Source organism: Burkholderia sp. MSMB1835 (genome assembly GCF_001526365.1).
In the GTDB taxonomy this organism is placed as follows: domain Bacteria; phylum Pseudomonadota; class Gammaproteobacteria; order Burkholderiales; family Burkholderiaceae; genus Burkholderia.
Map to the genome: position 1 here is coordinate 144644 of NZ_LOYP01000025.1, position 24542 is coordinate 169185.

Genomic DNA, 24542 nt, shown 5'->3' on the forward strand with positions numbered 1-24542 from the left:
GGAGGAATGCCGCGCCGGCTCATCGGGATCGGAAAGCCGGCGGACGAGAAGGCCCGCCGTGCGGCGGGGCAGTCAGTATAGCGGCGTTACGTGTCGGCGCGCGGCGACGGATAAAAAAGGCGATTGATCAGCGTGCGCACCATCGGCGCGAGCTCGCCCGCGGTCAGCCCGGCCGGGCCGGTGCCGTGCGCGGTCAGCGTATCGGCCGCGAGACCGTGCAGATAGACGCCGGCCAGCGCGGCTTCGTACGGCGCGACCCGCTGCGCGAGCAGCGCGCCGATCAGGCCGCCGAGCACGTCGCCGGTGCCGCCGGTGGCGAGCGCCGCGTTGCCGGTCGGGTTGATCGTCACGCGCCCGTCGGGCGCCGCAATCACCGTGCCCGCGCCTTTCAGCACGACGATGGCCGCGTAACGGGCGGCGAGCGCCTGCGCGGCCGCGACGCGATCGCGCTGCACGGCTGCCGTGTCGCCGCCGAGCAGGCGCGCGGCTTCGAGCGGATGCGGCGTCAGCACGCACGGCGTGCCGCGCACGCCGCGTGCGGCGACGGCGGCCGCGAGATCCGCGTGCGTCGCGACGAGGTTCAGCGCGTCGGCATCGAGCAGCGTCGCGACGTCTCGTGCGAGCACGTCGCGCACGAGCGTTGCCGCGGCCTCGCGCGTGCCGAGCCCGCAACCGGCCGCGATGGCGGTCATCGCGCCGAGGTCCAGGGTGTCGGCCGGATGCAGCATCAGTTCGGGAAACGGCGGATCGTACGGCGGCGCGCCCGCGCCCAGAAAGCCGACGTGCACCTTGCCGGCGCCCGCGAACAGCGCGGCGCGGGCGGCGAGGATCGGTGCGCCGCACATGCCCGTGTCGCCGCCGAGCACCGCGAGGGTGCCGTACGTGCCCTTGTGGGACGCGAAGGCGCGTGCGGGCAGCGCCGCGGCGAACCGCGCGGGCGCGTTCAGCACGATGGCCGGCGCGGCGGGCGGCGCGACGTCGAGCGACGCGACGTGGATCTCGCCGGCGAGATCGCGGCCGTCGCCCATGTAGAGGCCGGGCTTCGCGCCGATGAAGGTGAGCGTGTGGGTGGCCGCGACGGCGACGCCCGCGCCGACGATCCGGCCCGTGTCGCCGTCGAGCCCGCTCGGCACGTCGAGTGCGAGCACGCGGCCGCCGCCGCGCGCATGAGCGGCGATGCGTGCGGCCTGCTCGGCGAACGCGCCGTCGAGCGCGCGGCCGAGACCGATGCCGAACAGCCCGTCGACGACCCACGCGTAGCCTTCCAGCGACGCAGGCGGGGTGGTCGACAACGGCACGCCCGCCGCGCGCGCGAGGCCGAGCGCCCATTGCGCGTCGTCCGGCTTGACCGGCACCGGCATCCACGCATGCGTCGCGACACCGAGCTGCTGGAGCTGCGCGGCGGCCACCAGCGCGTCGCCGCCGTTGTTGCCTGGGCCGACCGCGAACCAGACGGGGCGATCGTCGCCGGCGACGCGCTCGGACAGCCAGCGCGCGGCGGCGGCGCCGGCGCGGCCCATCAACGTGTGCGGCGGCAGCGCGGCGGTTGCATCGGCTTCGGCCGCGCGCAGGTCGGCGACGCGCAGCAGCGCGATCGGATCGGCATCGGGAAGGGGGTGGGTAACGGTCATCGCGGGATCGTGGCGGCTGGCAAGGATGCCGCCACGGGTCGGCCCGCGGCGGCGGTTAGGTCGTGAAGCGGCCGGCGCTCAGCGCGGCGAGCGTGTCGGCGGGCCAGTGCTGGACGTTGCCGCCCAGATAGTCGGTCACCACTTTAGCAGACCCGCACGCGAGGCCCCAGCCGGCCGGGCCATGGCCGAAATTCACGAACACGCGCGGATGCGGGGTCGGACCCACGACGGGCAGCCCGTCCGGCGACAGCAGTTGCATGCCTTGCCACGACAGCGCGGCCGAGATCTTCGCGGCGCCCGGCACCCAGTCGTGGACGGCCTGGCCGAGCAGCGCGAGCGCGGCTTCGGACAGCGGCTCGGCGAGCGGCTTCGCGGTGTCGGCCACGCTCTGCAGCACGGCGGCTCCACCGACGCGCAGCCGCTGGTGGGTGCGCGTGATCGAGATCCGCTTGATCGAATCGACGACGCTCAGGTGCGGTGCGTGTTCTTCGTACGCGACCGGCGCGGTGAGCGTATGGACGCGCACCGGGTGCAGCGGCAGGCGCCAGCCGAGCCGGTCGAGCAGCGCGAGGCTGCCGGCGCCGGCGGCGACCACGATCGCGTCGGCGGACATCACGTCGACCTCGCGCGCCTTCGCCGCGCTCCGGTTGCCCGGCGGCACGAGTTCGACCGCCGCGCGGCCGTTGTCGACGCGAATCGCGGCGACGTCCGCGCCGAAGCGGAACTGCACGCCGTGCTCGTCGAGCGTCTGCTTGACCAGTTTCGCGAACAGCGGGCAGTTGCCGGTGCGCTCGGTTTCGAGCAGCACGCCGCCGGCGAAGCCGGGCTCGGCCGGCACCGACGGTTCGAGCGCCGCGCATTCGTCGGCGGTGAGCGTGCGGTACGGCTGGTCGAGCGTGCGCAGCAGGTCGAGCGCCGGTTGCAGCGCGTCCCAGTCGCGCGGATCGCGCACGACGTGCAGGATGCCGGGCTTCTGCTCGAATTCGAGCTCGAGGCGCGCCTCGATATCGGCGAGCGCGTCGCGCGACACGTCGATCAGCGGGCGCAGCCGCGCGTACTGCGCGGCGAACGCATCGGGCTCGCGCAGCGTGCCGAGCTGCTTGACGAAGTGGCGCACGCCGCCGTTGAAGCCCGGCTTGTAGACCACGCCGCTGTCGCGCGACTGGCGCTGGCGCATGAAAGTCGGGCCGAACCAGACGTCGAGCGGGCTCGGCAGCAGCGCGCCGCCGTCGCCGTAGGTCGCACCTTGCGCGACGGTCGCGTGGCGTTCGACCACGCACACGCGATGGCCGGCCGCGCGCAGCTGGTAGGCGGTGGCGACGCCGCTGATTCCGCCGCCGATGACGATGACATCCATTGGATTGCTTCGATGACGGGCGGCGCGCACGCCGCCCGGTGAGAATTCGCTGAGGGCCGGGCCCGGTGAACCCGGAATGATAGCGCCAAAAGCGCACGAGCCGGCGCCGGCCGAACATGGGCCGCGCGGCCGCGCCACGGCGGCCGGCGTGCGGGCACGCGCAGGCCGGTCCGGCGCGCGGCCGTGCGCGCCGCGCGCCCGGGCACCGGCGCGGTGCATGCGGACCACCGATCGGGGGGGGCTTGGGCGGCCGACTTCCGGGTATAATTACGGCCTTCCTTTCGCCCCACGTCGCCACCTCGCGCGACTCATCGACGTCAGTCCAGCCCATGGCTCACTTCTCGTGTTTTCCCGGCGCTTCGGCCCTCTCCGATTTCCGTCAAACCCGTCTGCTCGACACGCTCAGGCAAATCGACGCCAACATCGTCGCGGTGCGCGGCCAGTTCCTGCACTTCGTCAATGCGGCCGAGCCGCTGTCGGCCGACGACAGCGCGCGCATCGATGCGCTGATGCACTACGGCGAGCCGTTCCGGCCGGCGGGCGAGAAGGGCGCGACCGAGACCTTCGTCGTGCTGCCGCGCTTCGGCACGGTCTCGCCGTGGGCGAGCAAGGCGACCGACATCGCGCAGCACTGCGGCCTCACGCACGTGCGCCGCATCGAGCGCGGCGTCGAATTCACGGTCACGCTGAAGTCGGGCCTCCTCGGCGGCAAGAAGGCGCTGTCGGACGACGCGCGCGCGGCCGTCGCGGCCGCGCTGCATGACCGGATGACCGAAAGCGTGGTCGCGGCGCGCGACGACGCGAAGCACCTGTTCGACGAGCTGCCGGCCAAGCCGCTCGCGAGCGTCGACGTGCTGGGCGCCGGCCGCGGCGCGCTGGAGCGCGCGAACGTCGAGCTGGGCCTCGCGCTCGCCGACGACGAGATCGACTACCTGGTCGACGCGTTCCGCAAGCTCGAACGCAACCCGACCGACGTCGAGCTGATGATGTTCGCGCAGGCGAACAGCGAACACTGCCGCCACAAGATCTTCAACGCGCAGTGGACGATCGACGGCGAAGCGCAGGACATGTCGCTGTTCGCGATGATCCGCAACACCGAGAAGCTGAGCCCGCAGGGCACGATCGTCGCGTATTCGGACAACTCGTCGATCATGGTCGGCGCCGAAGCCGAGCGCTGGTTCCCGCGCAAGGCGGGCGCGGCCGGCGAGCCGGGCGAGCGTTATGGCCGCCACACCGAGCTCACGCACACGCTGATGAAGGTCGAGACGCACAACCACCCGACGGCGATCTCGCCGTTCCCGGGTGCGGCGACCGGCGCGGGCGGCGAGATCCGCGACGAAGGCGCGACGGGCCGCGGTGCGCGTCCGAAGGCCGGCCTCACGGGCTTCACCGTGTCGAACCTCGACCTGCCCGACGCCCGCCAGTCGTGGGAAAACGCACGCGACGCGGCGCAGCCGGTGGCCGAGCGCAACCCGAACGAGCAGCACGGCCCGTACGGCCGTCCGGACCGCATCGCGTCGCCGCTGCAGATCATGATCGACGGCCCGCTCGGCGGTGCCGCGTTCAACAACGAATTCGGCCGCCCGAACCTCGGCGGCTACTTCCGCGTGTACGAGCAGAACGTCGGCGGCACGGTGCACGGCTATCACAAGCCGATCATGATCGCGGGCGGCCTCGGCAACATCGCGGATCAGCATACGCACAAGCACGACGTGCCGGCGGGCTCGCTGCTGATCCAGATCGGCGGCCCCGGCATGCGGATCGGCATGGGCGGCGGCGCGGCCAGCTCGATGGCGACCGGCGCGAACACGGCCGAGCTCGATTTCGACTCGGTGCAGCGCGGCAACCCGGAAATCGAGCGGCGCGCGCAGGAAGTGATCAACGGCTGCTGGCAGCTCGGCGCGGAAAACCCGATCCTGAGCATCCACGACGTCGGCGCGGGCGGCCTGTCGAACGCATTCCCCGAGATCGTCGACGGCGCGGGCAAGGGCGCGCGCTTCGAACTGCGCAAGGTCGCGCTCGAGGAATCGGGCCTGTCGCCGCGCGAAATCTGGTCGAACGAGGCGCAGGAGCGTTACGTGCTGGCGATCGCGCCGGCCGACCTGCCGCGCTTCGAGGCGATCTGCGCGCGCGAGCGCTGCCCGTTCGCGGTGGTCGGCGTCGCGACCGACGAACGCCAGCTGAAGCTCGTCGACGACGAAGCGACGGGCGCCGACCAATACCCGGTCGACATGCCGATGGAAGTGCTGCTCGGCAAGCCGCCGCGCATGCACCGCGACGTCGCGCGCGTGCGCACCGAGCGTGCGCCGGTCGACGTGACGGGCGTCGCGCTGTCGGCAGTCGCGCTCGACGTGCTGAAGCACCCGACGGTCGGCAGCAAGTCGTTCCTGATCACGATCGGCGACCGTTCGGTCGGCGGTACGTCGGTGCGCGACCAGATGGTCGGCCCGTGGCAAGTGCCGGTGGCCGACTGCGCGATCACCGCGCTCGACTATGCGGGCTTCAAGGGCGAGGCGATGACGATGGCCGAGCGTACGCCGCTCGCGGTGATCGACGCGCCGGCATCGGGTCGCATGGCCGTCGGCGAAGCGATCACGAACATCGCGAGCGCGCCGATCGCGTCGCTCGACAAGCTGAAGCTGTCGGCGAACTGGATGGCCGCGTGCGGCACGGCCGGCGAGGACGCCGCGCTGTTCGACACGGTCAAGGCGATCGGCATGGAGCTGTGCCCGGCGCTCGGGATCGGCATCCCGGTCGGCAAGGATTCGCTGTCGATGAAGACGAAGTGGGACGAACAGGGCGTCGCGAAGGAAGTGGTGTCGCCGGTGTCGCTGATCATCTCGGCGTTCGCGCCGGTCGAGGACGTGCGCCGTCATCTCACGCCGCAACTGCGCCGCGTGGCGGACGCGGGCGACAGCGTGCTGATCGCGATCGACCTCGGCCGCGGCAAGAACCGGATGGGCGGCAGCATCTTCGCGCAGGTCACGCAGCAGGTCGGCAATGCGACGCCGGACGTCGACGACGCGGAAGACCTGAAGCGCTTCTTCGACGCGATCCAGTCGCTCAATGCACAGGACAAGCTGCTCGCGTACCACGACCGCTCGGACGGCGGCCTGTGGGCGACCGTGTGCGAAATGGCGTTCGCGGGCCATGCCGGCGTGTCGCTGAACGTCGACATGCTGACGCTCGACCCGGACCACGAATCCGACTACGGCGACGCGAAGGACTGGGCGAAGCAGACGAGCGGCCGTCGCGACGACCGCACGCTGCGCGCGCTGTTCTCCGAAGAGCTCGGCGCGGTCGTGCAGGTGCGCGCGTCCGATCGCGACGCGGTGCTCGGTGCGCTGCGCGAGTTCGGCCTGTCGACGTGTTCGCACGTGATCGGCTCGGTCAACGATCGCGACGTGATCGAGGTGTACCGCGATGCGAAGAAGATCTTCGACGCGCCGCGTACCGAACTCCATCGTGCATGGAGCGAAGTGAGCTGGCGCATCGCGCGCCTGCGCGACAACCCCGCCTGCGCGGATGCCGAATATGACGCGCTGCTCGACGCGGCCGATCCGGGCCTCTCGCCGGTGCTGACGTTCGACCCGGCCGACGACGTCGCCGCGCCGTTCATCGCGACGGGCGCACGGCCGCGCGTCGCGATCCTGCGCGAACAGGGCGTGAACTCGCATCTGGAAACCGCGTATGCGTTCGACCGCGCGGGCTTCGACGCGCACGACGTGCACATGAGCGACCTGCTTGCGGGCCGCGCGACGCTGGCCGATTTCGCGGGCGCGGTTGCGTGCGGCGGCTTCTCGTACGGCGACGTGCTGGGCGCGGGCGAAGGCTGGGCGAAGACGATCCGTTTCAACGCGAACCTTGCCGACATGTTCTCGGCCTTCTTCGCGCGTCCCGACACGTTCGCACTCGGTATCTGCAACGGCTGCCAGATGCTGTCGAGCCTTGCGTCGATGATCCCGGGCGCGGAAGCGTGGCCGAAGTTCACGCGCAACAAGTCCGAGCAGTTCGAGGCGCGCTTCTCGTTCGTCGAGGTGGAGAAGTCGCCGTCGATCTTCTTCGCGGGGATGGAAGGCTCGCGCATTCCGGTGGCGGTCGCGCACGGCGAAGGCTATGCGGACTTCTCGCAGCAGGGCGACATCGATCGCGTCGCGATCGCGATGCGTTACGTCGACCACCGCGGCGAAGCGACCGAGCGCTATCCGTTCAACCCGAACGGGTCGCCCGCCGGCATCACGTCGGTCACGACCGCCGACGGCCGCTTCTCGGTGCTGATGCCGCACATGGAGCGCGTGCATCGCACGGTCACGATGAGCTGGCACCCGGAAGGCTGGGGTGACGCGAGCCCGTGGATGCGTGTGTTCCGCAACGCGCGCCGCTGGATCGGCTGATCCGGATGATGTTCGACCCGAACGCGCCGGTCGAGGTCGTCACGCTGCGCGACGAACGTGCGGGCGAGGCCGACGCGATCGGCCGCGTGATCCGTGCGGCGTTCGCGGGCGAGCCGCAAGGCGGAGCGTTCGAGCAGCGCATCGTCGAGACGCTGCGTGCAGACGGTGCGCTGAGCGTCTCGCTCGTCGCGGAGCGCGACGGGCGTATCGTCGGACACGTCGCGTTTTCGCCCGTGGCGATCGGCGGCGAGCCGGCCGGCAGCCAGCAGTGGTACGGACTTGCGCCGCTCGCGGTGCGGCCCGATTGCCAGCGCAAAAGCATCGGCGCGGGGCTCGTCCGCACGGGGCTCGACGCGTTGCGGCGGCTCGGCGCGCGCGGCTGCGTGGTGCTCGGCGAGCCGGCGTATTACGCACGCTTCGGGTTCGAACCGCATGGCGGCATCGTCTTTCCGGGCGTGCCGCCCGAGTATTTCCTCGCGCTGCCGTTCGACGCATCGGCTCCGCTGCCGTCGGGGGAAGCGCGTTATCGCGACGTGTTTTATTCCGCGTAGCGAATGCTGCGGGCAGGCGACGCCCGGCACGACAAAAGCCGCTCTTCGGAGCGGTTTTTTGTTGCGCGTCGGTTGAGCGCCGCCACGTCTCGACACCCATGTTCGTGCGCGCCCAAAGAAAAAGCCGCTCCGAAGAGCGGCTTTTCGATGCGTGTATGACGCGCGCCGGCGTTACTGGATCTTCGCCTGCTGGCGCAGACCTTCCTCGAACGCCTGCAGCTTCTGCTGCACGAGCTGCTGCGCGATCTGCGCCTTCACCTGGTCGAACGGCGGCGGGGCGATGTCGCGGATGTCGTCGACGCGGATGATGTGCCAGCCGAACTGCGTCTTCACCGGCGTGTCGGTCATCTGGCCTTTCTGCAGCTTCTGCGCGGCCGCCGCGAATTCCGGCACGTACGCCTTCGGATCGGACCAGTCGAGATCGCCGCCGTTCTTGCCCGAACCCGGATCCTTCGAGTATTGCTTCGCGAGATCCTCGAACTTCGCGCCGCCCTTGATCTTCGCGATCAGGTCCTTCGCCTGCTGCTCGTTGTCGACGAGGATGTGGTGCAGGTGGTACTCGCGGTTGCCGCCCACGCCCTTGACGAGTTCGTCGTAGCGCGCCTTCACTTCGGCGTCGGTCGGCTGGTTCTTCTTCAGGAAGCTCTCGATCATCGAGCGCAGCACGACCGTCTGCTGCGCGACGGCGACTTGCGCCTTCACGTCCGGCCGATTCGGGATGCCTTCGCGAATCGCTTCCTGCATCAGGATTTCGCGGTTCACGAGTTCCTGGCGCACGGCCTGCTGCAGTTGCGGGCCGTCGGTCTGGCCTTGCTGGACGAGCTGCGCGACCATCGCGTCGGCGCGCGACTTCGGAATCGGCGTGCCGTTCACGACGGCGATGTTCTGGGCAAATGCCGGTGCCGCTGCAAAAGCAGCCGCCGCGACCCACAGGCGGGGGGATTTCAGGATCATCGGGAATTCCTAATGAGACTAGATTGAAGATTCGTTGAATTCTTCGGGCGTGTAAGCCACGATCGCGAGCGCATGAATGCCGCGCTGCATCGCATCAGCGAGCGCATCATACACCAGCCGGTGCCGCGCGACGCGCGGCTTGCCCGCGAACGCGGACGATACGATCGTGACCGTGAAATGACCGCCGGCGGCGGCGCCCGCGTGGCCTGCGTGCTGCGCACTGTCGTCGCACACGGTGAGCGACAGCGGCGCGAGCGACGCGGTGAGGCGCGCTTCGATCAGCGCGATGCGTTCGTCGGGGGAAGCGTGCAGAAAGGCGTCGCTCATGTCATTCGTCCTTCAGGTACTTCGTGAGCCACAGGCTCTGCAGGATGATGAATACGACCATCGCGCCCGTCGTACCGAACAGCTTGAAATTCACCCATTGCGATTCGGTGAAGTTGTGCACCACGTACAGGTTCGCGACGCCGAGCACCGCGAAGAACAGCGCCCACGCGAGATTCAGCTTGTCCCACACGGGGGACGGCAGCGTGAGCTGCTTGCCCATCATCTTCTCGATCAGGTTCTTGCTGAACGCATAACGCGCGGCGAGCAACCCGATCGCAAACAGCCAGTACAGCACGGTCGGTTTCCATTGAATGAATTTCTCGTCATGCAGGACGAGCGTGGCGCCACCGAACACGACGATCACGCCGAGGCTGACCCACAGCATCGTGTCGACCTTCCGGTGCCGGAAGGCGACCCATGCGACCTGGGCCAGCGTCGCGACGATCGCGACGGCGGTGGCGGTAAAGATGCCCCAGACCTTGAAGGCGACAAAAAACAGGATGATCGGAAACAGATCGAACAGGAATTTCATGGCGCTCGCAGCTGCGTGACGGGCCGCCGGTGCGGCCTGTCATCGTTGTAGGGACCCGCCAGGCATCGCCGTCGCGGATCGGGGCGGTCCGGCCCGCGGCTGGCCGCCCGGCAGATCCGCCCGGCGCCGCTCATTCGTTTTCGGGTCGGGACTCGAAGTTTAACGCAGCCGAATTGATGCAGTACCGCAAACCGGTCTGGTCGCGCGGGCCGTCCTCGAACACGTGGCCCAGATGCGCGCCGCAGTGGTTGCAGCGCACCTCGACGCGCACCATCCCGTGCGAGTAGTCGATCTTCTCGTCGATCACCTCGCTGTCGAGCGGCTTGAAGTAGCTGGGCCAGCCGCAGCCCGAGTGGAACTTGGCGCCGGATTCGAACAGCGGCGTGCTGCAGACGATGCACTTGTAGATGCCGGCGTCCTCGGTGTCGGTGTATTCGCCGGTGAACGCGCGCTCGGTCGCCGCGTGCTGCGTGACCTCGTACTGCATCGGCGTCAGGCGCCGGCGCAGTTCGGCGTCGTCCTTCTGGTACGGGTAGGTTTTGTCGTCGGAATCGTGTGACATGTGAGGGTTCTCCTGATCGGTCGGTCGGGTCGGACGCGTCGTGCGGTCACGACGAGCAGCTCACTTCGAGCGACCCGGCCCAGTCGGGCGGCAACGCCGCGTACGCTTCATGCTCCGGTTGTTCGTCGAACGGGCGGCGCAGGATCCGCGCGAGCCGTTCGACTTCCGAAAAATCCTTTTCCTTCGCGCGCCGGATCGCGACTTCGGCCAGATGGTTGCGAAGCACGTATTTGGGGTTCGTGCGGTTCATTGCAACCGCGCGAGTCGCGTCGTCGCGCGTTTCCTCGGACAGCCGCGCGCGGTAGAGGTTCGCCCAGGCGTCGAACGCTTCGCGATCGATGAACAGGTCGCGCACGGGTGCGTCGCGGCTCGCGTCGTGCTTCGAGACCTGCGCGAGCCGGCGGAACGTCAACGTGAAATCCGCGTGGCTCGCATGCATCGTCTCGAGCAGCTTGTTCGCGAGATCGGCGTCGTGCTCGCGCTCGAGCGCGAGGCCGAGCTTCGCGCGCATCGCGCGTTCGAGTGCGGGACCGAAGCGCTCCGGAAACTTCGCGAGCACGGCCTGTGCATCATCCACCGCGCGCTCGGCGCGTGCATCGTCGTCGGCGATCCCGTGCTGCAGCCCGATCAGCGGCAGCAGCGCCTGCGCGAGGCAGTAGCAGTTCCAGTGCGCGATGCGCGGCTGCATCCGGTATGCATAGCGGCCGCCGGTATCGGAGTGGTTGCAGATGTGGTTCGCGTCGAATGCATCGACGAAGCCGAACGGACCGTAGTCGATGGTCACGCCGAGAATCGACATGTTGTCGGTGTTCATCACGCCGTGGCAGAAGCCGACGGCCTGCCACTGCGCGACGAGGTCGGCCGTGCGCAGCGTCGCGGCTTCGAGCAGCGCGAGGTACGGATCGTCCGCGTCGCGGCAGGCCGGATAGAAGCGGTCGATCACGTGATCGGCAAGCTGGCGCAGCAGATCGGGGCGATCGTTCGAGAAGAAGTGCTCGAAGTGGCCGAAGCGCACGAAGCTCTCCGACACGCGCGTGACGACGGCCGCCGTCTCGATCTCCTCGCGCACCACCGGCTGGTCGGAGCCGATCACCGTCAGCGCGCGCGTGGTCGGGATGCCGAGGTGATGCATCGCTTCCGAGCACAGGAATTCGCGAATCGACGAGCGCAGCACCGCACGGCCGTCGCCCATCCGCGAGTACGGCGTGCGGCCACCGCCCTTGATCTGCAGTTCGTAGCGCCGGCCGTCGGTGCCGGGCAATTCGCCGATCGTCAGCGCGCGGCCGTCGCCGAGCTGGCCGGCCCATACGCCGAACTGATGGCCGGAATAGACCGACGCGTACGGCATCGCGTGCGCGGGCCAGTCGCGCGTCGGGTTGCCGGCGAACAGCTCGGCGAAGCCGGGCTGCGCGGCGATCGCGGGCGGCAGGTCGAGCAGTTGCGCGACTTCGTCGGAAAAGCCGACGACGTACGGCGCGGCGAGCGGCGCGGCCGGCAGCCGCGTATGAAACGCGTCGCCGAGCGTGACGAACGCGCGTTCGGCGGGCACGCCGAGCGTCGCGGCGAGGTCGGGCAGGGTGTCAGCCGCATCGGCTGCGCTTCGGGAAAACGACATGTTGAGCGCCTCTGGGTAAGCCGATATTGTAAGGCGGCGCCGCGCCGCCCGCATGGCGGCCCGCGCACCGCGCGCCACGCCCGTCCGGGGCCGCCGACGGGCACGCACCGGACTGCTTCCGTACGGAAACGGCCCGCACGCTGGTCACCGATTCGCATCCTCGGGAGAACAAGACGATGAGTAAGCCGTTGCTGGGCCAGATGATGGATGTGCCGCTGCTGGTGTCGTCGCTGATTTCGCATGCCGCGCGGCACGCCGGCGACACGGAGATCGTGTCGAAGCGCGTGGAAGGCGACCTGCATCGCTACACGTACCGCGATTGCGAACGCCGCGCGAAGCAGTTGGCGCAGGCGCTCGGGCGGCTCGGCGTCGAAACCGGCGACCGCGTCGGCACGCTGGCGTGGAACGGCTACCGGCATCTCGAGGCGTATTACGGGATCGGCGGGATGGGCGCCGTGTGCCACACGATCAACCCGCGCCTGTTTCCCGAGCAGATCGCGTACATCGTCAATCACGCGGAAGACCGCTACGTCCTGTTCGACATCAATTTCGCGCCGCTCGTCGACGCGATCGCGCCGCAATGCCCGCACGTGAAGGGCTGGATCGCGATGACGGACGCCGCGCACCTGCCGTCCGGCGCGACGCCGTTCCTCTGCTACGAAACGCTCGTCGACGCCGAGGACGGCTGCTACGACTGGCCGCGTCTCGACGAGCAGCAGGCGTCGGGGCTCTGCTACACGTCCGGCACGACCGGCAATCCGAAGGGCGTGCTGTATTCGAATCGATCGACCGTGCTGCATGCATACGGCGCCGCGCTGCCCGACGCGATGAACCTGTCCGCGATGGACGCGGTGCTGCCCGTCGTGCCGATGTTCCACGTCAACGCATGGGGGCTGCCGTACGCGGTGCCGCTGACGGGCGGCAAGCTGGTGCTGCCCGGCAAGGATCTCGACGGGAAGTCGCTGTACGAGCTGATGGAGGCCGAGCGCGTGACGTTCTCCGCGGGCGTGCCGACCGTGTGGCTCGGCCTGCTGAACTACATGCGCGAAGCCGGCGTGCGTTTCTCGACGCTGAACCGCACGGTGATCGGCGGCTCCGCGTGCCCGCCCGCGATGCTGCGCACGTTCGAGGACGAATACGGCGTGCGCGTGATCCATGCGTGGGGGATGACCGAGCTGTCGCCGCTCGGCACGCTCGCGAAGCTCAACTGGGCGCAGTCGCAGCGGCCGCTCGACGCGCAGCGCCGCTTGCTCGAGAAGCAGGGGCGCGTGATCTGCGGCGTCGACATGCGCATCGTCGGGGAGGACGGTCGCGAGCTGCCGTGGGACGGCGTCGCGTTCGGCGAACTGCAGGTGCGCGGGCCGTGGGTGATCGACCGCTACTTTCGCGGCGACGCGTCGCCGCTGTCGGACGGCTGGTTTCCGACCGGCGACGTCGCGACGATCGACCCCGACGGCTTCCTGCAGATCACCGACCGCAGCAAGGACGTGATCAAGTCGGGCGGCGAGTGGATCAGCTCGATCGACATCGAGAACGTCGCGATCGCGCACCCGGGGGTGGCCGAAGCCGCGTGCATCGCGTGCGCGCACCCGAAATGGACCGAGCGGCCGCTGCTCGTCGTGGTGCCGCGCGAAGGCGCGAACCTGAGCCGCGACACGCTGCTCGCGTTCTACGAGGGCAAGGTCGCGAAATGGTGGATTCCCGACGACGTCGTGTTCGTCGAATCGCTGCCGCACACCGCGACCGGCAAGCTGCAGAAGCTGAAGCTGCGCGAGACGTTCCGCGATTACGTGTTGCCGACGGCGGTGTGCGAGCCGTAAGCCCGACGCCCGGGCCGTTCCCGGCCCGCGAACCGGTCGCCCGATCCGTCCCCGGATCGGGAACGAAATTCAAATTGAACGACCGTGCTTTTTCGTTGTATGCTGCCTGCGTTCATCCGGACATGCGGCCGTTCGACCGCGCACAATGAAGCGCAGCCAATCCGGCGCGCGATGCATGGAGGCAGGCAGATGGCAGTGGACTACTCGACTCGCGACGGCGTGGCCGTCGTCACGCTCAACAACCCGCCCGTCAACGGGCTCGGCCTGTCGACCCGTCAGGGCGTCATGGACGCGCTCGATCGCGCCGCGCAGGATCCGTCGGTCACGGCCATCGTGCTGACCGGCGCGGGCCGCGCGTTTTCGGGCGGCGCCGACATCACCGAATTCAATACGCCGAAGGCCCTGCAGGAGCCGACGCTGCACACCGTGATCCGTGCGGTGGAGGCGAGCGCGAAGCCGGTCGTCGCGGCGCTGCACAGCGTCGTGATGGGCGGCGGCCTGGAACTTGCGCTCGGCGCGCACTACCGCGTCGCGGCGCCCGGCGCGCAGGTCGCGCTGCCCGAAGTGAAGCTCGGGCTGCTGCCGGGCGCGGGCGGCACGCAACGCCTGCCGCGCGCGGTCGGGCTCGAAACCGCGCTGAACATGATCGTGTCGGGCGCGCCGGTGCCGTCGGAGCAACTCGCGAAGAGCGGGCTGTTCGACGAAATGGCCGACGGCGACCTGCTCGACGCGGCCGTCGCGTTCGCACGCAAGGTCGGCGCGCAGAAGGGGCCGCATCCGCGCGTGCGCGATCGCAAGATCGTCCATGAAAACGCGGCGGGCTTCATCCAGTTCGCGCGCAATTCCGCGCGGGCCGCCGCGCCGAATTTCCCCGCGCCGCACAAGTGCATCGACGCGATCGAGGCCGGCGTGCTGAACGGTTTCGACAAGGGCAGCATCGCCGAGCGCGAAGGTTTCGTCGCGCTGATGATGACGCCGGAAAGCCGCGCGCTGCGCCATGCGTTCTTCGGTGAGCGCGCGGCGAGCAAGATTCCCGACGTGCCGGCCGATACGCCGCTGCGCGAGATCCGCCGGGTCGGCGTGATCGGCGCCGGCACGATGGGCGGCGGGATCGCGATGAACTTCGTCAACGCGGGGCTGCCCGTCACGCTGCTCGAGACGAAGCAGGAGGCGCTCGAGCGCGGCCTCGCGACGATCCGCAAGAATTACGACGCGCAGGTGAAGAAGGGCAAGCTCACGCAGGAGAAGCTCGACGCGCGCATGGCGCTGATCGCGCCGACGCTGTCCTACGACGACCTGAAGGACGCCGACCTGATCGTCGAAGCCGTGTTCGAGGAACTCGGCGTGAAGGAGCAGGTGTTCCGCAAGCTCGACGAAGTCGCGAAGCCGGGCGCGATCCTCGCGTCGAACACGTCGACGCTCGACGTCGACAAGATCGCGGCGTTCACGAAGCGTCCGCAGGACGTGGTCGGCATGCACTTCTTCAGCCCGGCGAACGTGATGAAGCTGCTCGAGGTCGTGCGCGGCGCGCAGACCGCGAAGGACGTGCTCGCCACCGTGATGGCGGTCGCGAAGAAGATCCGCAAGACGGCGGTCGTGTCGGGCGTTTGCGACGGCTTCATCGGCAACCGGATGATCGAGCAGTACATCCGCCAGGCCCTCTTCATGCTCGAGGAAGGCGCGCTGCCCGCGCAGGTCGATCGCGCGATCGAGAAGTTCGGGTTCGCGATGGGGCCGTTCCGGATGAGCGACCTCGCCGGCAACGACATCGGCTGGGCGATCCGCAAGCGGCGCTACGTCGAGCAGCCCGAGCTGCAGTATTCGAAGATCGCCGACCGCCTGTGCGAACAGGGCCGCTTCGGCCAGAAGACGGGCGCCGGCTGGTACGACTACGTGCCGGGCGATCGCAAGGCGAAGCCGTCGTCGCTCGTCGACGAGATGATCGTCGCGTATTCGAAGGAGCGCGGCGTCGAGCGGCGCAAGATCGGCGACGACGAGATCGTCGAGCGGCTGGTGTTCGCGCTCGTCAACGAAGGCGCGAAGATTCTCGAGGAGAAGATCGCGTCGAAGGCGTCCGACATCGACATGGTCTACCTGACCGGCTACGGCTTCCCGCTGTGGCGCGGCGGCCCGATGCTGTACGCGGACACGGTCGGCCTCTACAACGTCGAGCGCGCGATTCGCCGCTATGCGGCGGCGCCGAACGGCGACGCCTGGCGGCTCGCGCCGTCGATCGCGGAACTGGCGAAGGCCGGCCGCGGGTTCAACGGCTGACGCCGCCGCATCGCGGCGCGGCCGATCCAGTCTGGAGACACGCAATGAAACGCACCGACGACGTCCTGCTCGTGATCGACGTGCAATACGACTTCATGCCGGGCGGCGCGCTCGCGGTGCCCGACGGCGATGCGGTCGTGCCCGTGATCAACGCGCTCGCGCAGCGCTTCGACCAGGTCGTGCTCACGCAGGACTGGCACCCGCGCGAGCACGTGTCGTTCGCGGCGAACCATCCGGGCCGCGAGCCGTTCTCGACGCTCGCGCTGCCGTACGGCGAGCAGGTGCTGTGGCCCGTGCACTGCGTGCAGGACACCGACGGCGCGGCGCTGCATCGCGACCTCGACATCCCGCACGCGCGGCTGGTGATCCGCAAGGGCGGCGACGCGCAGGTCGACAGCTATTCCGCGTTCGTCGAAGCCGACCGCACGACGCGCACGGGGCTCGCGGGCTACCTGCGCGAACTCGGCGCGAAGCGCGTGTGGTGCTGCGGGCTCGCGACCGACTATTGCGTCGCGTGGTCGGCGCTCGATGCGCGCGCGGCCGGATTCGAAGCCGCGGTGATCAACGATGCGTGCCGTGCGATCGACCTGAACGGGTCGCTCGCACACGCATGGCAGCAGATGCAGGCAGCGGGCGTCGCGCATGCGACGTCCGCGGGCGCGCGCCCGGCGGCGTAGCGCATTCCCCATCCGATTCAGGACATGAAGCAGGACCGAAGGAGACTCGCATGACCGAAGCCGTAATCGTATCGACCGCACGCACGCCGCTCGCGAAATCCTGGCGCGGTGCCTTCAACATGACGCACGGCGCGACGCTCGGCGGCCACGTGGTCGCGGCCGCGCTCGAACGCGCGAAGCTCGACCCGGCGCGCGTCGAGGACGTGATCATGGGTTGCGCGAACCCCGAAGGCGCGACGGGCGCGAACATCGCGCGGCAGATCGCGCTGCGCGCCGGGCTGCCGGTGAGCGTGCCAGGGATGACGGTGAACCGTTTCTGTTCGTCGGGGCTGCAGACCATCGCGCTGGCCGCGCAGCGGATCATCGCGGGCGAAGGCGACGTCTATGTGGCCGGCGGCGTCGAATCGATCTCGTGCGTGCAGAACGAGATGAACCGGCACATGATCCAGGAAGGCTGGCTCGTCCAGCACAAGCCCGAGATCTACTGGAACATGCTGCAGACCGCCGAGAACGTCGCGAAGCGCTACGGCATCTCGAAGGAGCGGCAGGACGCGTACGGCGTACAGTCGCAACTGCGCGCCGCGGCCGCGCAGGAAGCCGGGCGTTTCCGCGACGAGATCGTGCCGATCACCGTGCTCGCGGGCATCGCCGACAAGGCGACGGGGCGCCTGTTCACGCAGGAAGTGACGGTGTCGGCCGACGAGGGCATCCGCCCCGACACGACGCTCGAAGGCGTGTCGAAGATCCGTTCGGCCGTGCCGGGCGGCGTGATCACCGCGGGCAATGCGAGCCAGTTCTCGGACGGCGCATCGGCCTGCGTCGTGATGAGCGCCGACGCCGCGCAGCGCGAAGGGCTGCAGCCGCTGGGCGCGTTCCGCGGCTTCGCGGTGGCCGGCTGCGAACCGGACGAAATGGGCATCGGCCCGGTGTTCGCGGTGCCCAAGCTGCTGAAGCAGGCCGGGCTGACAGTCGACGACATCGGCCTGTGGGAGCTGAACGAGGCGTTCGCGGTGCAGGTGCTGTACTGCCGCGACACGCTCGGGATTCCCGACGATCGCCTGAACGTGAACGGCGGCGCGATCGCGGTCGGCCATCCGTACGGCGTGTCGGGCGCGCGCCTGACCGGCCACGCGCTGATCGAAGGCAAGCGGCGCGGCGTGAAGTACGTGGTCGTCACGATGTGCATCGGCGGCGGGCAGGGCGCGGCCGGCCTGTTCGAAATCCTCTGATCTTTGCGCGGCGGCGGCAGCGGCGCTTCGGCGTCGCCGCACGCCGCCGTAGCGAATCGGCGCAGCCGACGCGCCATTCGCTACGACGGGGAACCAAAAGGCACGCACCCGGCAATGCCGTTTCCCCTGACTTGTCAAACGAATTGCCCCACCTATACTTGCTCTGACATTTGCCTTTCGGCACGATGGGCCGGATCGTGCGTCGCGCGATCCGCGACGCGAAGATTCGAATCAACGCAGCAGACCGACCGGGGACCGAATGAGTACGACCTATGCAGCCGGGGAACCGCCGCGCGTCGTCAGCGCGGCCGCGAGGCTCTACGCGAAATGCCTGCTGGTCGGATTCGCGTTGCTGCCTGCCTATCTGATTGCCTATCTGTGGTTCTTCAGCGACCGGAGCGTCGTGTTCGAGAACCACGCCTTCCATGAAATCGCGATCGCGGCGGCGACGATCGAAGGCGCGTTCGTCACCTACGTGACGTGGGTGTGCTACCGGTCGTCGGGCGAGCCGCTGCTGCGCTGGCTGACGCTCGGCTTTCTCGGCTTCGCGATGATCTATGCGTTGCACGGCGCATTCACCGGGATGGCGCATCACAACATCTGGCTGTTCCTGCTGTACGGGCCCGCGTCGCGTTTCGTGATGTCGGCGCTGCTGCTCACGGGCCTGCTGTCGTATTCGCGTCCGCCCGACCGTATCGACAAGCGCACGAGCGCGCGGACGTGGCTGCCGTGGATCGTGTTCTTCGTGATCGTCAACGTGGCGGTCGCGTACATCGCGTATTCGCCGGTCGCGGGCGCGCTCGGCACGCGGCTGTCGATGGAAGGCGGCGCGCTGGTGCTCTCGCTGCTGAACGTGTGCGTGCTGCTCGCGCGGCGGATCCGCTCGCCGCTGATGGTGATCTACGGCGTGTCGATCATGGCGTTCGCGCTGTCGTCGCTCGCGTTCATCCTCGGCAAGCCGTGGAATCACATGTGGTGGCTCGCGCATGCGATCTTCGCGGGCGGATTCTTCCTGCTCAGTTACGGCGTCGTGCAGGCGCTGCAGACGACGCGCTCGTTCTCGGCGATCTACAGCCAGGAAGATCTGATGAGCCGGCTGTCGGAATCGATGGCGCGCACCGAAAGCGCGCTGCAGGAGCTGCGGCGCACGAACCAGAAGCTCGAGTACATGGCCGCGACCGACCCGATGACGGGTGCGTCGAACCGCCGCCAGTTCATCGCGCAGGTCGAGCGCGAGATCGTGCGGGCCGAGCGCGACGGCACGCCGTTCTGCCTGCTCGCGCTCGATCTCGACAATTTCAAGAACATCAACGATGCATACGGGCACCAGATCGGCGACGAGGTGCTGCGCGGCGTCGTGCGCCAGTGCCTCGAGGCGATCCGGCCGGCGGGTGCGCTTGCGCGGGTCGGCGGCGAGGAGTTCATGGCGCTGTTGCCGGAGATGCCGCTCGAGGGCGCGCGGATGACGGCCGAGCGCGTGCGTTCGTCGATCGCGAGTGCGCCGTTCGGGCTCGACTTCAAGCGCGTGCAGGTGACGGTCAGCGTCGGCGTCGCGCAATACGGCATCGACGGCGGCACGGTCGATGCGCTGCTGCGGGCGGTCGACGAGCGGCTGTACCAGGCGAAGCGGGAAGGGCGCAACCGCGTGGTGTCGCGATGATCCGCAACCCGCCGACGCCCCGGCGACGGGCGCGCCACCGGGGCTTTTTCAGGCCAGTGTCGGTGCCGGCCGGCACGCCCGGCACGCGCGCGGCGACGCGCTAGCGCGACGCCACCGCCGTCGCCTGTTTCGGCTGCGCCTCTTCCATCGGTTGCGACGCCTGCCACCAGTACTTGCCCGCGCGCTGCTGCGGATCGCGGATCGCGAGATACGTCGTGCTCCAGAGCTGCGCCGCGTTGGCTTCGGTCGCGTCGGCGCTGCGCGTGCCGAATGCGTCGGTCTGGTACTTGCCGTTCACGTAGGACCACGTCCACATTTCCGATGTGCGCATGTCGCGCCCGTTCGAGATCACCTGCCAGATCGTCTGCCGCGCCTGCGTGAGCAGCGTGCGCGTCGTGGCCGACAGGTCCTGGCGCGCAAGCTGACGATCGAGCCCGGCCACCCACATCGCCTGCTGCCATGACCAGATCACCGTGCCGTGATACGCGGAGCTCGTGAACTTCGGCCACAGCGACGGGGTCGCGTACGCGGGGTTCGCGATCAGCATCCCGGCATCGGTCACGAGCCCGGTCGGGAACGGCCGCGTGACGTCGGCGACGATCCGCTGAAGCTGGTCGTCCGGCGGCGTGCCGAACAGCAGCGCGAAGCCGCCGTCGGAATTCATCACCGGAATCGGATTGCCCTGCTGGTCGAGCGACAGCGCGTAGAAGGCCAGCGGCGCGTTGGGCGCGGCGCCGGCCGGCACGCCGGCGGACGGCGCATAGGCCGATACGTCGGTGGCCGCCTGCGCGGCCGGCACGCTGACCTGGAACAGCGGCGGCGCCTGCGTTTCCCAGATGGCCGCTTGGTTCGCCGCGTTGGCGAGCGTCGCGCGCTGCCCGGCGTCGAGGTACGGATCGAGCAGGCCGCGGGCGAGGAACGCGTTCGCCGCTCGCAGCGCGGCCGGCACGAGCACCGCGTTCACGTCGTACGGGTACACGCCGCCGCCGAGGCCGTCGGTGCTGTCGCGCCAGTTGCCGACGATTTCGCCGGGCCGCAGATGGATCAGGTTCGCGACCGACGGCTGCTGCGCGAACGGCTGCGCGGTCGTCGCGACGTGCAGCAGATTGACCACGAGGCGGCTGCCGTTGGTCTGTCCGTCGCTGCCGCGCTGCGCCAGGTACGCGGCCGCGCGCGCCTGGCCGCGCGTATCGTCGATCAGCCACGCGGCCGCGATCGGCGCGAGCAGGTAGTCGCTGTCGATCATCTTGTAGTCGTAGGTCGGTGTCGCATCGTTCGGCCGCCCGTTCTTCTGGTTGTCGATCAGCGCGAATTCGCCGATGCCTTCCTCGTGCGCGACCTTGCCGTCGGCCGACAGGCGACTCAGCACCGACGACAGCCCGGCCTCGATCGCCGCCGGTTCGAGTACGGGCATCAGCATGCGGACCGAGATCAGCGTGTCGCGGCCGAAGTACGTGTCGTACTGCCACGAGCCGGCCAGCAGCTTGTCGTTGAAGCTGAGGAATTCGAGCACGTTCTGGCTGACCGGGTCGGGATTCACGGACGGGGCGAACAGGTCGGCGTGCGTGATCGGCGACAGCGGCGTCTCGCCCGACAGCGCATCGACGTGCAGCTTCAGCGTGTGCGAGCCCGCCGGCGCGCTCAGCACCAGCTTGCCGCCCGCTGCCGGCGCGATGCTGCCGCCGTCGCGCAGCGTGATGCGCAGCGTATAGCCGGGCGCGCCGTCGATCCGGTCGCGTTGCCATTGCGCGGTGCTGCCCTGGACCGTCGGCGCGGTGAGGATCTGTTGCGGAATCGTGGCGCCGCCGTTGAAGTCGCGCAGGAAGCGCACGTTGCTGAGCACGCCCTGGCGGATCGTCAGCGTACCGGTGTCGACCGACACGTCGGCGCCGATGCCATAGAGCGGGCGCCCGTGTGCGTCCGGGGCCGACAACGCGGACGGCGGCGTGTCGAGGCTCCAGTTCACCGGTTGCGCGGTGTCGTCGAACCACAGCCCGGTGCCGCTGTTGCCGGCGGGGAAGACCACGAGCAGGCGCGGCTTCGTCGACGAGCGCACGAGCAGGTGCGCGGCGACCTTGTCCTGCCGGTAGAACGCGTTGATCTGGCCGCCGGTATCCATGCGGAACGACAACGCGGCGGTGTTCGACGGCGGGCTGTTCGATTTGACGTCGTCGTCGTTGCAGGCCGACAGCAGACCGGCACAGACGAGCCCGAGACACAGCGACTTCGCAAGGCGATGCATGTTGATGTCCCTCCTGATGACTGGCGATTTTTATCTGGATGTTCTAATCGGCGGATCTCGGGTCCGCTTGATCCCATCTTGTATTCATTCTGGCGAATGACTGGAATTAATCGGGATGTTGCGATTCTTCGAAAAGAAAGCAGGTTGACAATAATCGAATGGCCGATAAATGCCGAAAGCTGAAAACGACAGAGGGCGACGCGTCGATGTTCCGCGAAAAAGGCGATGCGCATGCCCTTCGCGCGGGTGAGTGGCGAATCCGGGACGGCGAAGAAGATGATACGTAAGCCGTTGTAGGCGATTCTAAATTTACGGGAAAGTCGAAGTCAATAATGTTTTTGTTTTCGAATATTGAATTGAAAAGCCGGCCGCAATTATTACCCGTCTCGCCGGTAAAATGTGCGATTTAACGGAAGCGGATTAATTCACTTCGGATATCCGGTGACGAAACCGATCGGCAATACCGTATCGCGCCGGCGATTGATGCCGGACAGGAAAGGAGTCGTCATGCTCGTCTCGCCATTTGGCTCACGAGCTGGCGCGCCCCGGGGCGGTGCGCAGGCGGCAGTGCAATCCGCGTTCCTGCTCTTCAACCAGGCTCGTGGATTTCGCTCCACCCGAACCGCCCCTTGGGCAGGCGTGGCGGCTATCGTCGCTCATCTGACTCGCTACACAACGTTCCATATTTCGACTATTATGGAAATATGGAAACAAATCAGATCATCGCTGCGCTTGCAGCGCTCGCGCACGAATCCCGGCTCGCGGTGTTTCGTGCGCTCGTCCAGGCCGGGCCGGAAGGCATGCCGGCCGGGCAAATCGCCACGTTGCTGGACGTGCCGCCGTCGTCGCTGTCGTTCCATTTGAAGGAGCTCGCGCATGCGCAACTCGTGACGAGCCGGCAGGAAGGCCGCTTCGTGTTCTATTGCGGAAATTTCGCGACGATGAACGGCTTGCTGGCCTACCTCACCGAGAACTGCTGCGGCGGGAATCCCTGTTCGCCGGTGTCGGCGTGCCCGACGCCCGATCGCTGCCAATCCTGACGCCCCGACACGCATGCGCGTGCATCGCCCATGACCACGAACGTACTGATTCTCTGCACCCACAACTCCGCCCGCAGCGTGCTGGCGGAGGGCATGCTCAATTTCTGGGCCGCGACGCTTGGCAAGGACGTCCGGGCGTACAGCGCCGGCAGCGCGCCGAGCGGTCGCGTCAACCCGTTCGCGCTGGAGGCGTTGACGAACGCCGGCGTCGACGTTGACGGATACCGCAGCAAAAGCTGGGACGAATTCGCCGGCGACGGCGCGCCCGAGATGCGTGTCGTCATCACGGTGTGTGATAGTGCGGCAGCCGAAACGTGTCCGTACTGGCCCGGCAGCCCGGTCAAGGTCCATTGGGGTTACGCCGATCCGTCGAATGCGGCCGGCGGTGACGAAGGCAGGCGACTTGCGTTCGACCTGACGCGTCAAGCAATCGGCTATCGCATGCTGCAGTTGCTGGCGTTGCCGCTCGAACGCATGAGCAATGCCGAGCTTCAGCACGCATTGACCGATATCGCGCGACATTGACCGCCCGTACGACGGCCCGCCGACGTGAGCGGCGGGCGACGCCTTCGAGACCGAACCCCGTGCAATGACCGCGTACGACACCGCCCCGCCGAGCAAGGCCGCCGCCAAGCCGGCCATCAATTTCTTCGAACGCTACCTCACGCTCTGGGTCGCGCTGTGCATCGTCGCGGGTATCGCGCTCGGCCGGGTGCTGCCCGGTTTGTTCCGGCAGCTCGGCCGGATCGAATACGCGCAGGTCAATCTGCCCGTCGGGCTGCTGATCTGGGTGATGATCGTTCCGATGCTCGTCAAGGTCGACTTTGCCGCGTTGCACGAGGTACGTCGACACGTGAAAGGCATCGGCGTCACACTCGTCGTGAACTGGCTCGTCAAGCCGTTCTCGATGGCATTGCTGGGCTGGCTGTTCATTCGCCACCTGTTCGCACCGATGTTGCCGACGCATCAGCTCGACAGCTACATCGCGGGCCTGATTCTGCTGGCCGCGGCGCCGTGTACGGCGATGGTGTTCGTGTGGAGCCGACTCACGGGCGGCGACCCGCTGTTCACGTTGTCGCAGGTCGCGCTGAACGACAGCATCATGATGATCGCGTTCGCACCGATGGTCGGCCTGCTGCTCGGCATGTCGGCGATCACCGTGCCGTGGGCGACGCTGCTCGCCTCGGTCGTGCTGTACATCGTCATTCCGGTCATCTTCGCGCAGTTGTGGCGCAAGCGCCTGCTCGCCAAGGGCGCGGCTGCATTCGATGCCGCGATGGTGAGGACTGCTCCCTGGTCGATCGCCGCGCTCCTCGCGACGCTCGTCCTCCTGTTCGCCTTTCAAGGCGACGCGATTCTGGCGCAGCCGCTCGTGATCGCGCTGCTGGCGGTGCCGATCCTGATTCAGGTGTTCTTCAATTCGGCACTGGCTTACTGGCTCAACCGCACGGTCGGCGAGAAGCACAGCGTTGCATGTCCGTCGGCGCTCATCGGTGCATCCAACTTCTTCGAACTGGCCGTCGCCACGGCAATCAGCCTGTTCGGATTTCACTCGGGCGCCGCGCTGGCGACCGTCGTCGGCGTGCTGGTCGAGGTGCCGGCGATGTTGCTGGTCGTGCGTGTCGTCAACCGGTCGAAGGGCTGGTATGAGCATCGGGCCTGAGTACACCGGAGAAT

The 24542-nt window shown here is 68.4% G+C and carries 18 protein-coding genes; 10 read left to right on the top strand and 8 right to left on the bottom strand.

What is annotated here, in order from left to right:
* Nucleotides 1-86: 86 nt before the first annotated feature.
* Both WS96_RS11295 and WS96_RS11300 read right to left on the bottom strand, forming a co-directional pair.
* Nucleotides 87-1631, bottom strand: coding sequence for an NAD(P)H-hydrate dehydratase (locus WS96_RS11295; RefSeq protein WP_059832557.1), 1545 nt, complete (start codon nt 1629-1631; stop codon nt 87-89).
* 55 nt (nt 1632-1686) lie between these two features.
* Nucleotides 1687-2988 carry an FAD-dependent oxidoreductase gene (locus tag WS96_RS11300; RefSeq protein WP_059832559.1) on the bottom strand — a complete coding sequence of 434 codons (1302 nt, stop codon included), beginning with the start codon at nt 2986-2988 and terminating at the stop codon, nt 1687-1689.
* Between the two features lie 329 nt (nt 2989-3317).
* Here WS96_RS11300 and purL point away from each other — a divergent pair, with 329 nt between their 5' ends.
* The gene (gene purL, locus WS96_RS11305) at nt 3318-7382 is read left to right on the top strand and encodes a phosphoribosylformylglycinamidine synthase (RefSeq protein WP_059832561.1); all 4065 of its coding nucleotides are present in this window, start codon (nt 3318-3320) and stop codon (nt 7380-7382) included.
* 5 nt (nt 7383-7387) lie between these two features.
* Nucleotides 7388-7933 (top strand): GNAT family N-acetyltransferase, encoded by a 546-nt coding sequence (locus WS96_RS11310; RefSeq protein ID WP_059832563.1) that lies wholly within the window; start codon nt 7388-7390, stop codon nt 7931-7933.
* Between the two features lie 171 nt (nt 7934-8104).
* Here the strand turns inward: WS96_RS11310 and WS96_RS11315 are convergent, their stop codons facing one another.
* The 5 genes from WS96_RS11315 to WS96_RS11335 form a co-directional block, all read right to left on the bottom strand.
* Nucleotides 8105-8887 carry a peptidylprolyl isomerase gene (locus WS96_RS11315; protein ID WP_059832565.1) on the bottom strand — a complete coding sequence of 261 codons (783 nt, stop codon included), beginning with the start codon at nt 8885-8887 and terminating at the stop codon, nt 8105-8107.
* Between the two features lie 18 nt (nt 8888-8905).
* On the bottom strand, nt 8906-9214 hold the full coding sequence (locus tag WS96_RS11320; RefSeq protein ID WP_059832567.1) for a BolA family protein: 309 nt from the start codon (nt 9212-9214) through the stop codon (nt 8906-8908).
* A 1-nt stretch (nt 9215) separates the two neighbouring features.
* On the bottom strand, nt 9216-9746 hold the full coding sequence (locus WS96_RS11325; RefSeq protein WP_006483893.1) for a septation protein A: 531 nt from the start codon (nt 9744-9746) through the stop codon (nt 9216-9218).
* A 130-nt stretch (nt 9747-9876) separates the two neighbouring features.
* On the bottom strand, nt 9877-10308 hold the full coding sequence (msrB, locus tag WS96_RS11330; protein WP_059832569.1) for a peptide-methionine (R)-S-oxide reductase MsrB: 432 nt from the start codon (nt 10306-10308) through the stop codon (nt 9877-9879).
* 46 nt (nt 10309-10354) lie between these two features.
* The gene (locus WS96_RS11335) at nt 10355-11923 is read right to left on the bottom strand and encodes a protein adenylyltransferase SelO (RefSeq protein ID WP_059832571.1); all 1569 of its coding nucleotides are present in this window, start codon (nt 11921-11923) and stop codon (nt 10355-10357) included.
* A 176-nt stretch (nt 11924-12099) separates the two neighbouring features.
* Between WS96_RS11335 and WS96_RS11340 the strand changes: the two genes are divergently transcribed.
* From WS96_RS11340 to WS96_RS11360, 5 genes are all read left to right on the top strand, one after another.
* Nucleotides 12100-13743, top strand: a complete 1644-nt coding sequence (locus WS96_RS11340) for a 3-(methylthio)propionyl-CoA ligase (RefSeq protein ID WP_059832573.1) — start codon at nt 12100-12102, stop codon at nt 13741-13743.
* Between the two features lie 189 nt (nt 13744-13932).
* Nucleotides 13933-16017: a 3-hydroxyacyl-CoA dehydrogenase NAD-binding domain-containing protein gene (locus WS96_RS11345; protein WP_059832575.1), complete on the top strand. Its 2085-nt coding sequence runs from the start codon at nt 13933-13935 to the stop codon at nt 16015-16017.
* A 44-nt stretch (nt 16018-16061) separates the two neighbouring features.
* Complete coding sequence (gene pncA, locus WS96_RS11350; protein ID WP_006483895.1) at nt 16062-16694, top strand: bifunctional nicotinamidase/pyrazinamidase; 633 nt, start codon at nt 16062-16064, stop codon at nt 16692-16694.
* Nucleotides 16695-16744: 50 nt separating this feature from the next.
* Nucleotides 16745-17923 (top strand): acetyl-CoA C-acyltransferase, encoded by a 1179-nt coding sequence (locus WS96_RS11355; protein ID WP_059832577.1) that lies wholly within the window; start codon nt 16745-16747, stop codon nt 17921-17923.
* Between the two features lie 259 nt (nt 17924-18182).
* A complete protein-coding gene (locus tag WS96_RS11360; protein WP_059832580.1) occupies nt 18183-19583 on the top strand; it encodes a sensor domain-containing diguanylate cyclase in 1401 nt (466 codons plus the stop codon).
* 100 nt (nt 19584-19683) lie between these two features.
* Here WS96_RS11360 and WS96_RS11365 read toward each other — a convergent pair whose 3' ends face one another.
* Entirely contained in the window at nt 19684-21825 is a 2142-nt protein-coding gene (locus WS96_RS11365) for a hypothetical protein (RefSeq protein WP_059832582.1), read from the bottom strand.
* Nucleotides 21826-22529: 704 nt separating this feature from the next.
* Here WS96_RS11365 and WS96_RS11370 point away from each other — a divergent pair.
* From WS96_RS11370 to arsB, 3 genes are all read left to right on the top strand, one after another.
* Complete coding sequence (locus tag WS96_RS11370) at nt 22530-22865, top strand: ArsR/SmtB family transcription factor (protein ID WP_059832584.1); 336 nt, start codon at nt 22530-22532, stop codon at nt 22863-22865.
* A 30-nt stretch (nt 22866-22895) separates the two neighbouring features.
* Entirely contained in the window at nt 22896-23390 is a 495-nt protein-coding gene (locus tag WS96_RS11375; protein ID WP_059780953.1) for an arsenate reductase ArsC, read from the top strand.
* 64 nt (nt 23391-23454) lie between these two features.
* The gene (arsB, locus tag WS96_RS11380) at nt 23455-24528 is read left to right on the top strand and encodes an ACR3 family arsenite efflux transporter (RefSeq protein WP_059832586.1); all 1074 of its coding nucleotides are present in this window, start codon (nt 23455-23457) and stop codon (nt 24526-24528) included.
* The last annotated feature ends 14 nt before the right edge of the window (nt 24529-24542 follow it).

Excerpts from the sequence above, each read along its gene's own strand:
- WS96_RS11295 (WP_059832557.1), bottom strand. The coding sequence starts at position 1,631 with ATGACCGTTACCCACCCCCTTCCCGATGCCGATCCGATCGCGCTGCTG.
- WS96_RS11300 (WP_059832559.1), bottom strand. The coding sequence starts at position 2,988 with ATGGATGTCATCGTCATCGGCGGCGGAATCAGCGGCGTCGCCACCGCC.
- purL (WP_059832561.1), top strand. The coding sequence starts at position 3,318 with ATGGCTCACTTCTCGTGTTTTCCCGGCGCTTCGGCCCTCTCCGATTTC.
- WS96_RS11310 (WP_059832563.1), top strand. The coding sequence starts at position 7,388 with ATGATGTTCGACCCGAACGCGCCGGTCGAGGTCGTCACGCTGCGCGAC.
- WS96_RS11315 (WP_059832565.1), bottom strand. The coding sequence starts at position 8,887 with ATGATCCTGAAATCCCCCCGCCTGTGGGTCGCGGCGGCTGCTTTTGCA.
- WS96_RS11320 (WP_059832567.1), bottom strand. The coding sequence starts at position 9,214 with ATGAGCGACGCCTTTCTGCACGCTTCCCCCGACGAACGCATCGCGCTG.
- WS96_RS11325 (WP_006483893.1), bottom strand. The coding sequence starts at position 9,746 with ATGAAATTCCTGTTCGATCTGTTTCCGATCATCCTGTTTTTTGTCGCC.
- msrB (WP_059832569.1), bottom strand. The coding sequence starts at position 10,308 with ATGTCACACGATTCCGACGACAAAACCTACCCGTACCAGAAGGACGAC.
- WS96_RS11335 (WP_059832571.1), bottom strand. The coding sequence starts at position 11,923 with ATGTCGTTTTCCCGAAGCGCAGCCGATGCGGCTGACACCCTGCCCGAC.
- WS96_RS11340 (WP_059832573.1), top strand. The coding sequence starts at position 12,100 with ATGAGTAAGCCGTTGCTGGGCCAGATGATGGATGTGCCGCTGCTGGTG.
- WS96_RS11345 (WP_059832575.1), top strand. The coding sequence starts at position 13,933 with ATGGCAGTGGACTACTCGACTCGCGACGGCGTGGCCGTCGTCACGCTC.
- pncA (WP_006483895.1), top strand. The coding sequence starts at position 16,062 with ATGAAACGCACCGACGACGTCCTGCTCGTGATCGACGTGCAATACGAC.
- WS96_RS11355 (WP_059832577.1), top strand. The coding sequence starts at position 16,745 with ATGACCGAAGCCGTAATCGTATCGACCGCACGCACGCCGCTCGCGAAA.
- WS96_RS11360 (WP_059832580.1), top strand. The coding sequence starts at position 18,183 with ATGAGTACGACCTATGCAGCCGGGGAACCGCCGCGCGTCGTCAGCGCG.
- WS96_RS11365 (WP_059832582.1), bottom strand. The coding sequence starts at position 21,825 with ATGCATCGCCTTGCGAAGTCGCTGTGTCTCGGGCTCGTCTGTGCCGGT.
- WS96_RS11370 (WP_059832584.1), top strand. The coding sequence starts at position 22,530 with ATGGAAACAAATCAGATCATCGCTGCGCTTGCAGCGCTCGCGCACGAA.
- WS96_RS11375 (WP_059780953.1), top strand. The coding sequence starts at position 22,896 with ATGACCACGAACGTACTGATTCTCTGCACCCACAACTCCGCCCGCAGC.
- arsB (WP_059832586.1), top strand. The coding sequence starts at position 23,455 with ATGACCGCGTACGACACCGCCCCGCCGAGCAAGGCCGCCGCCAAGCCG.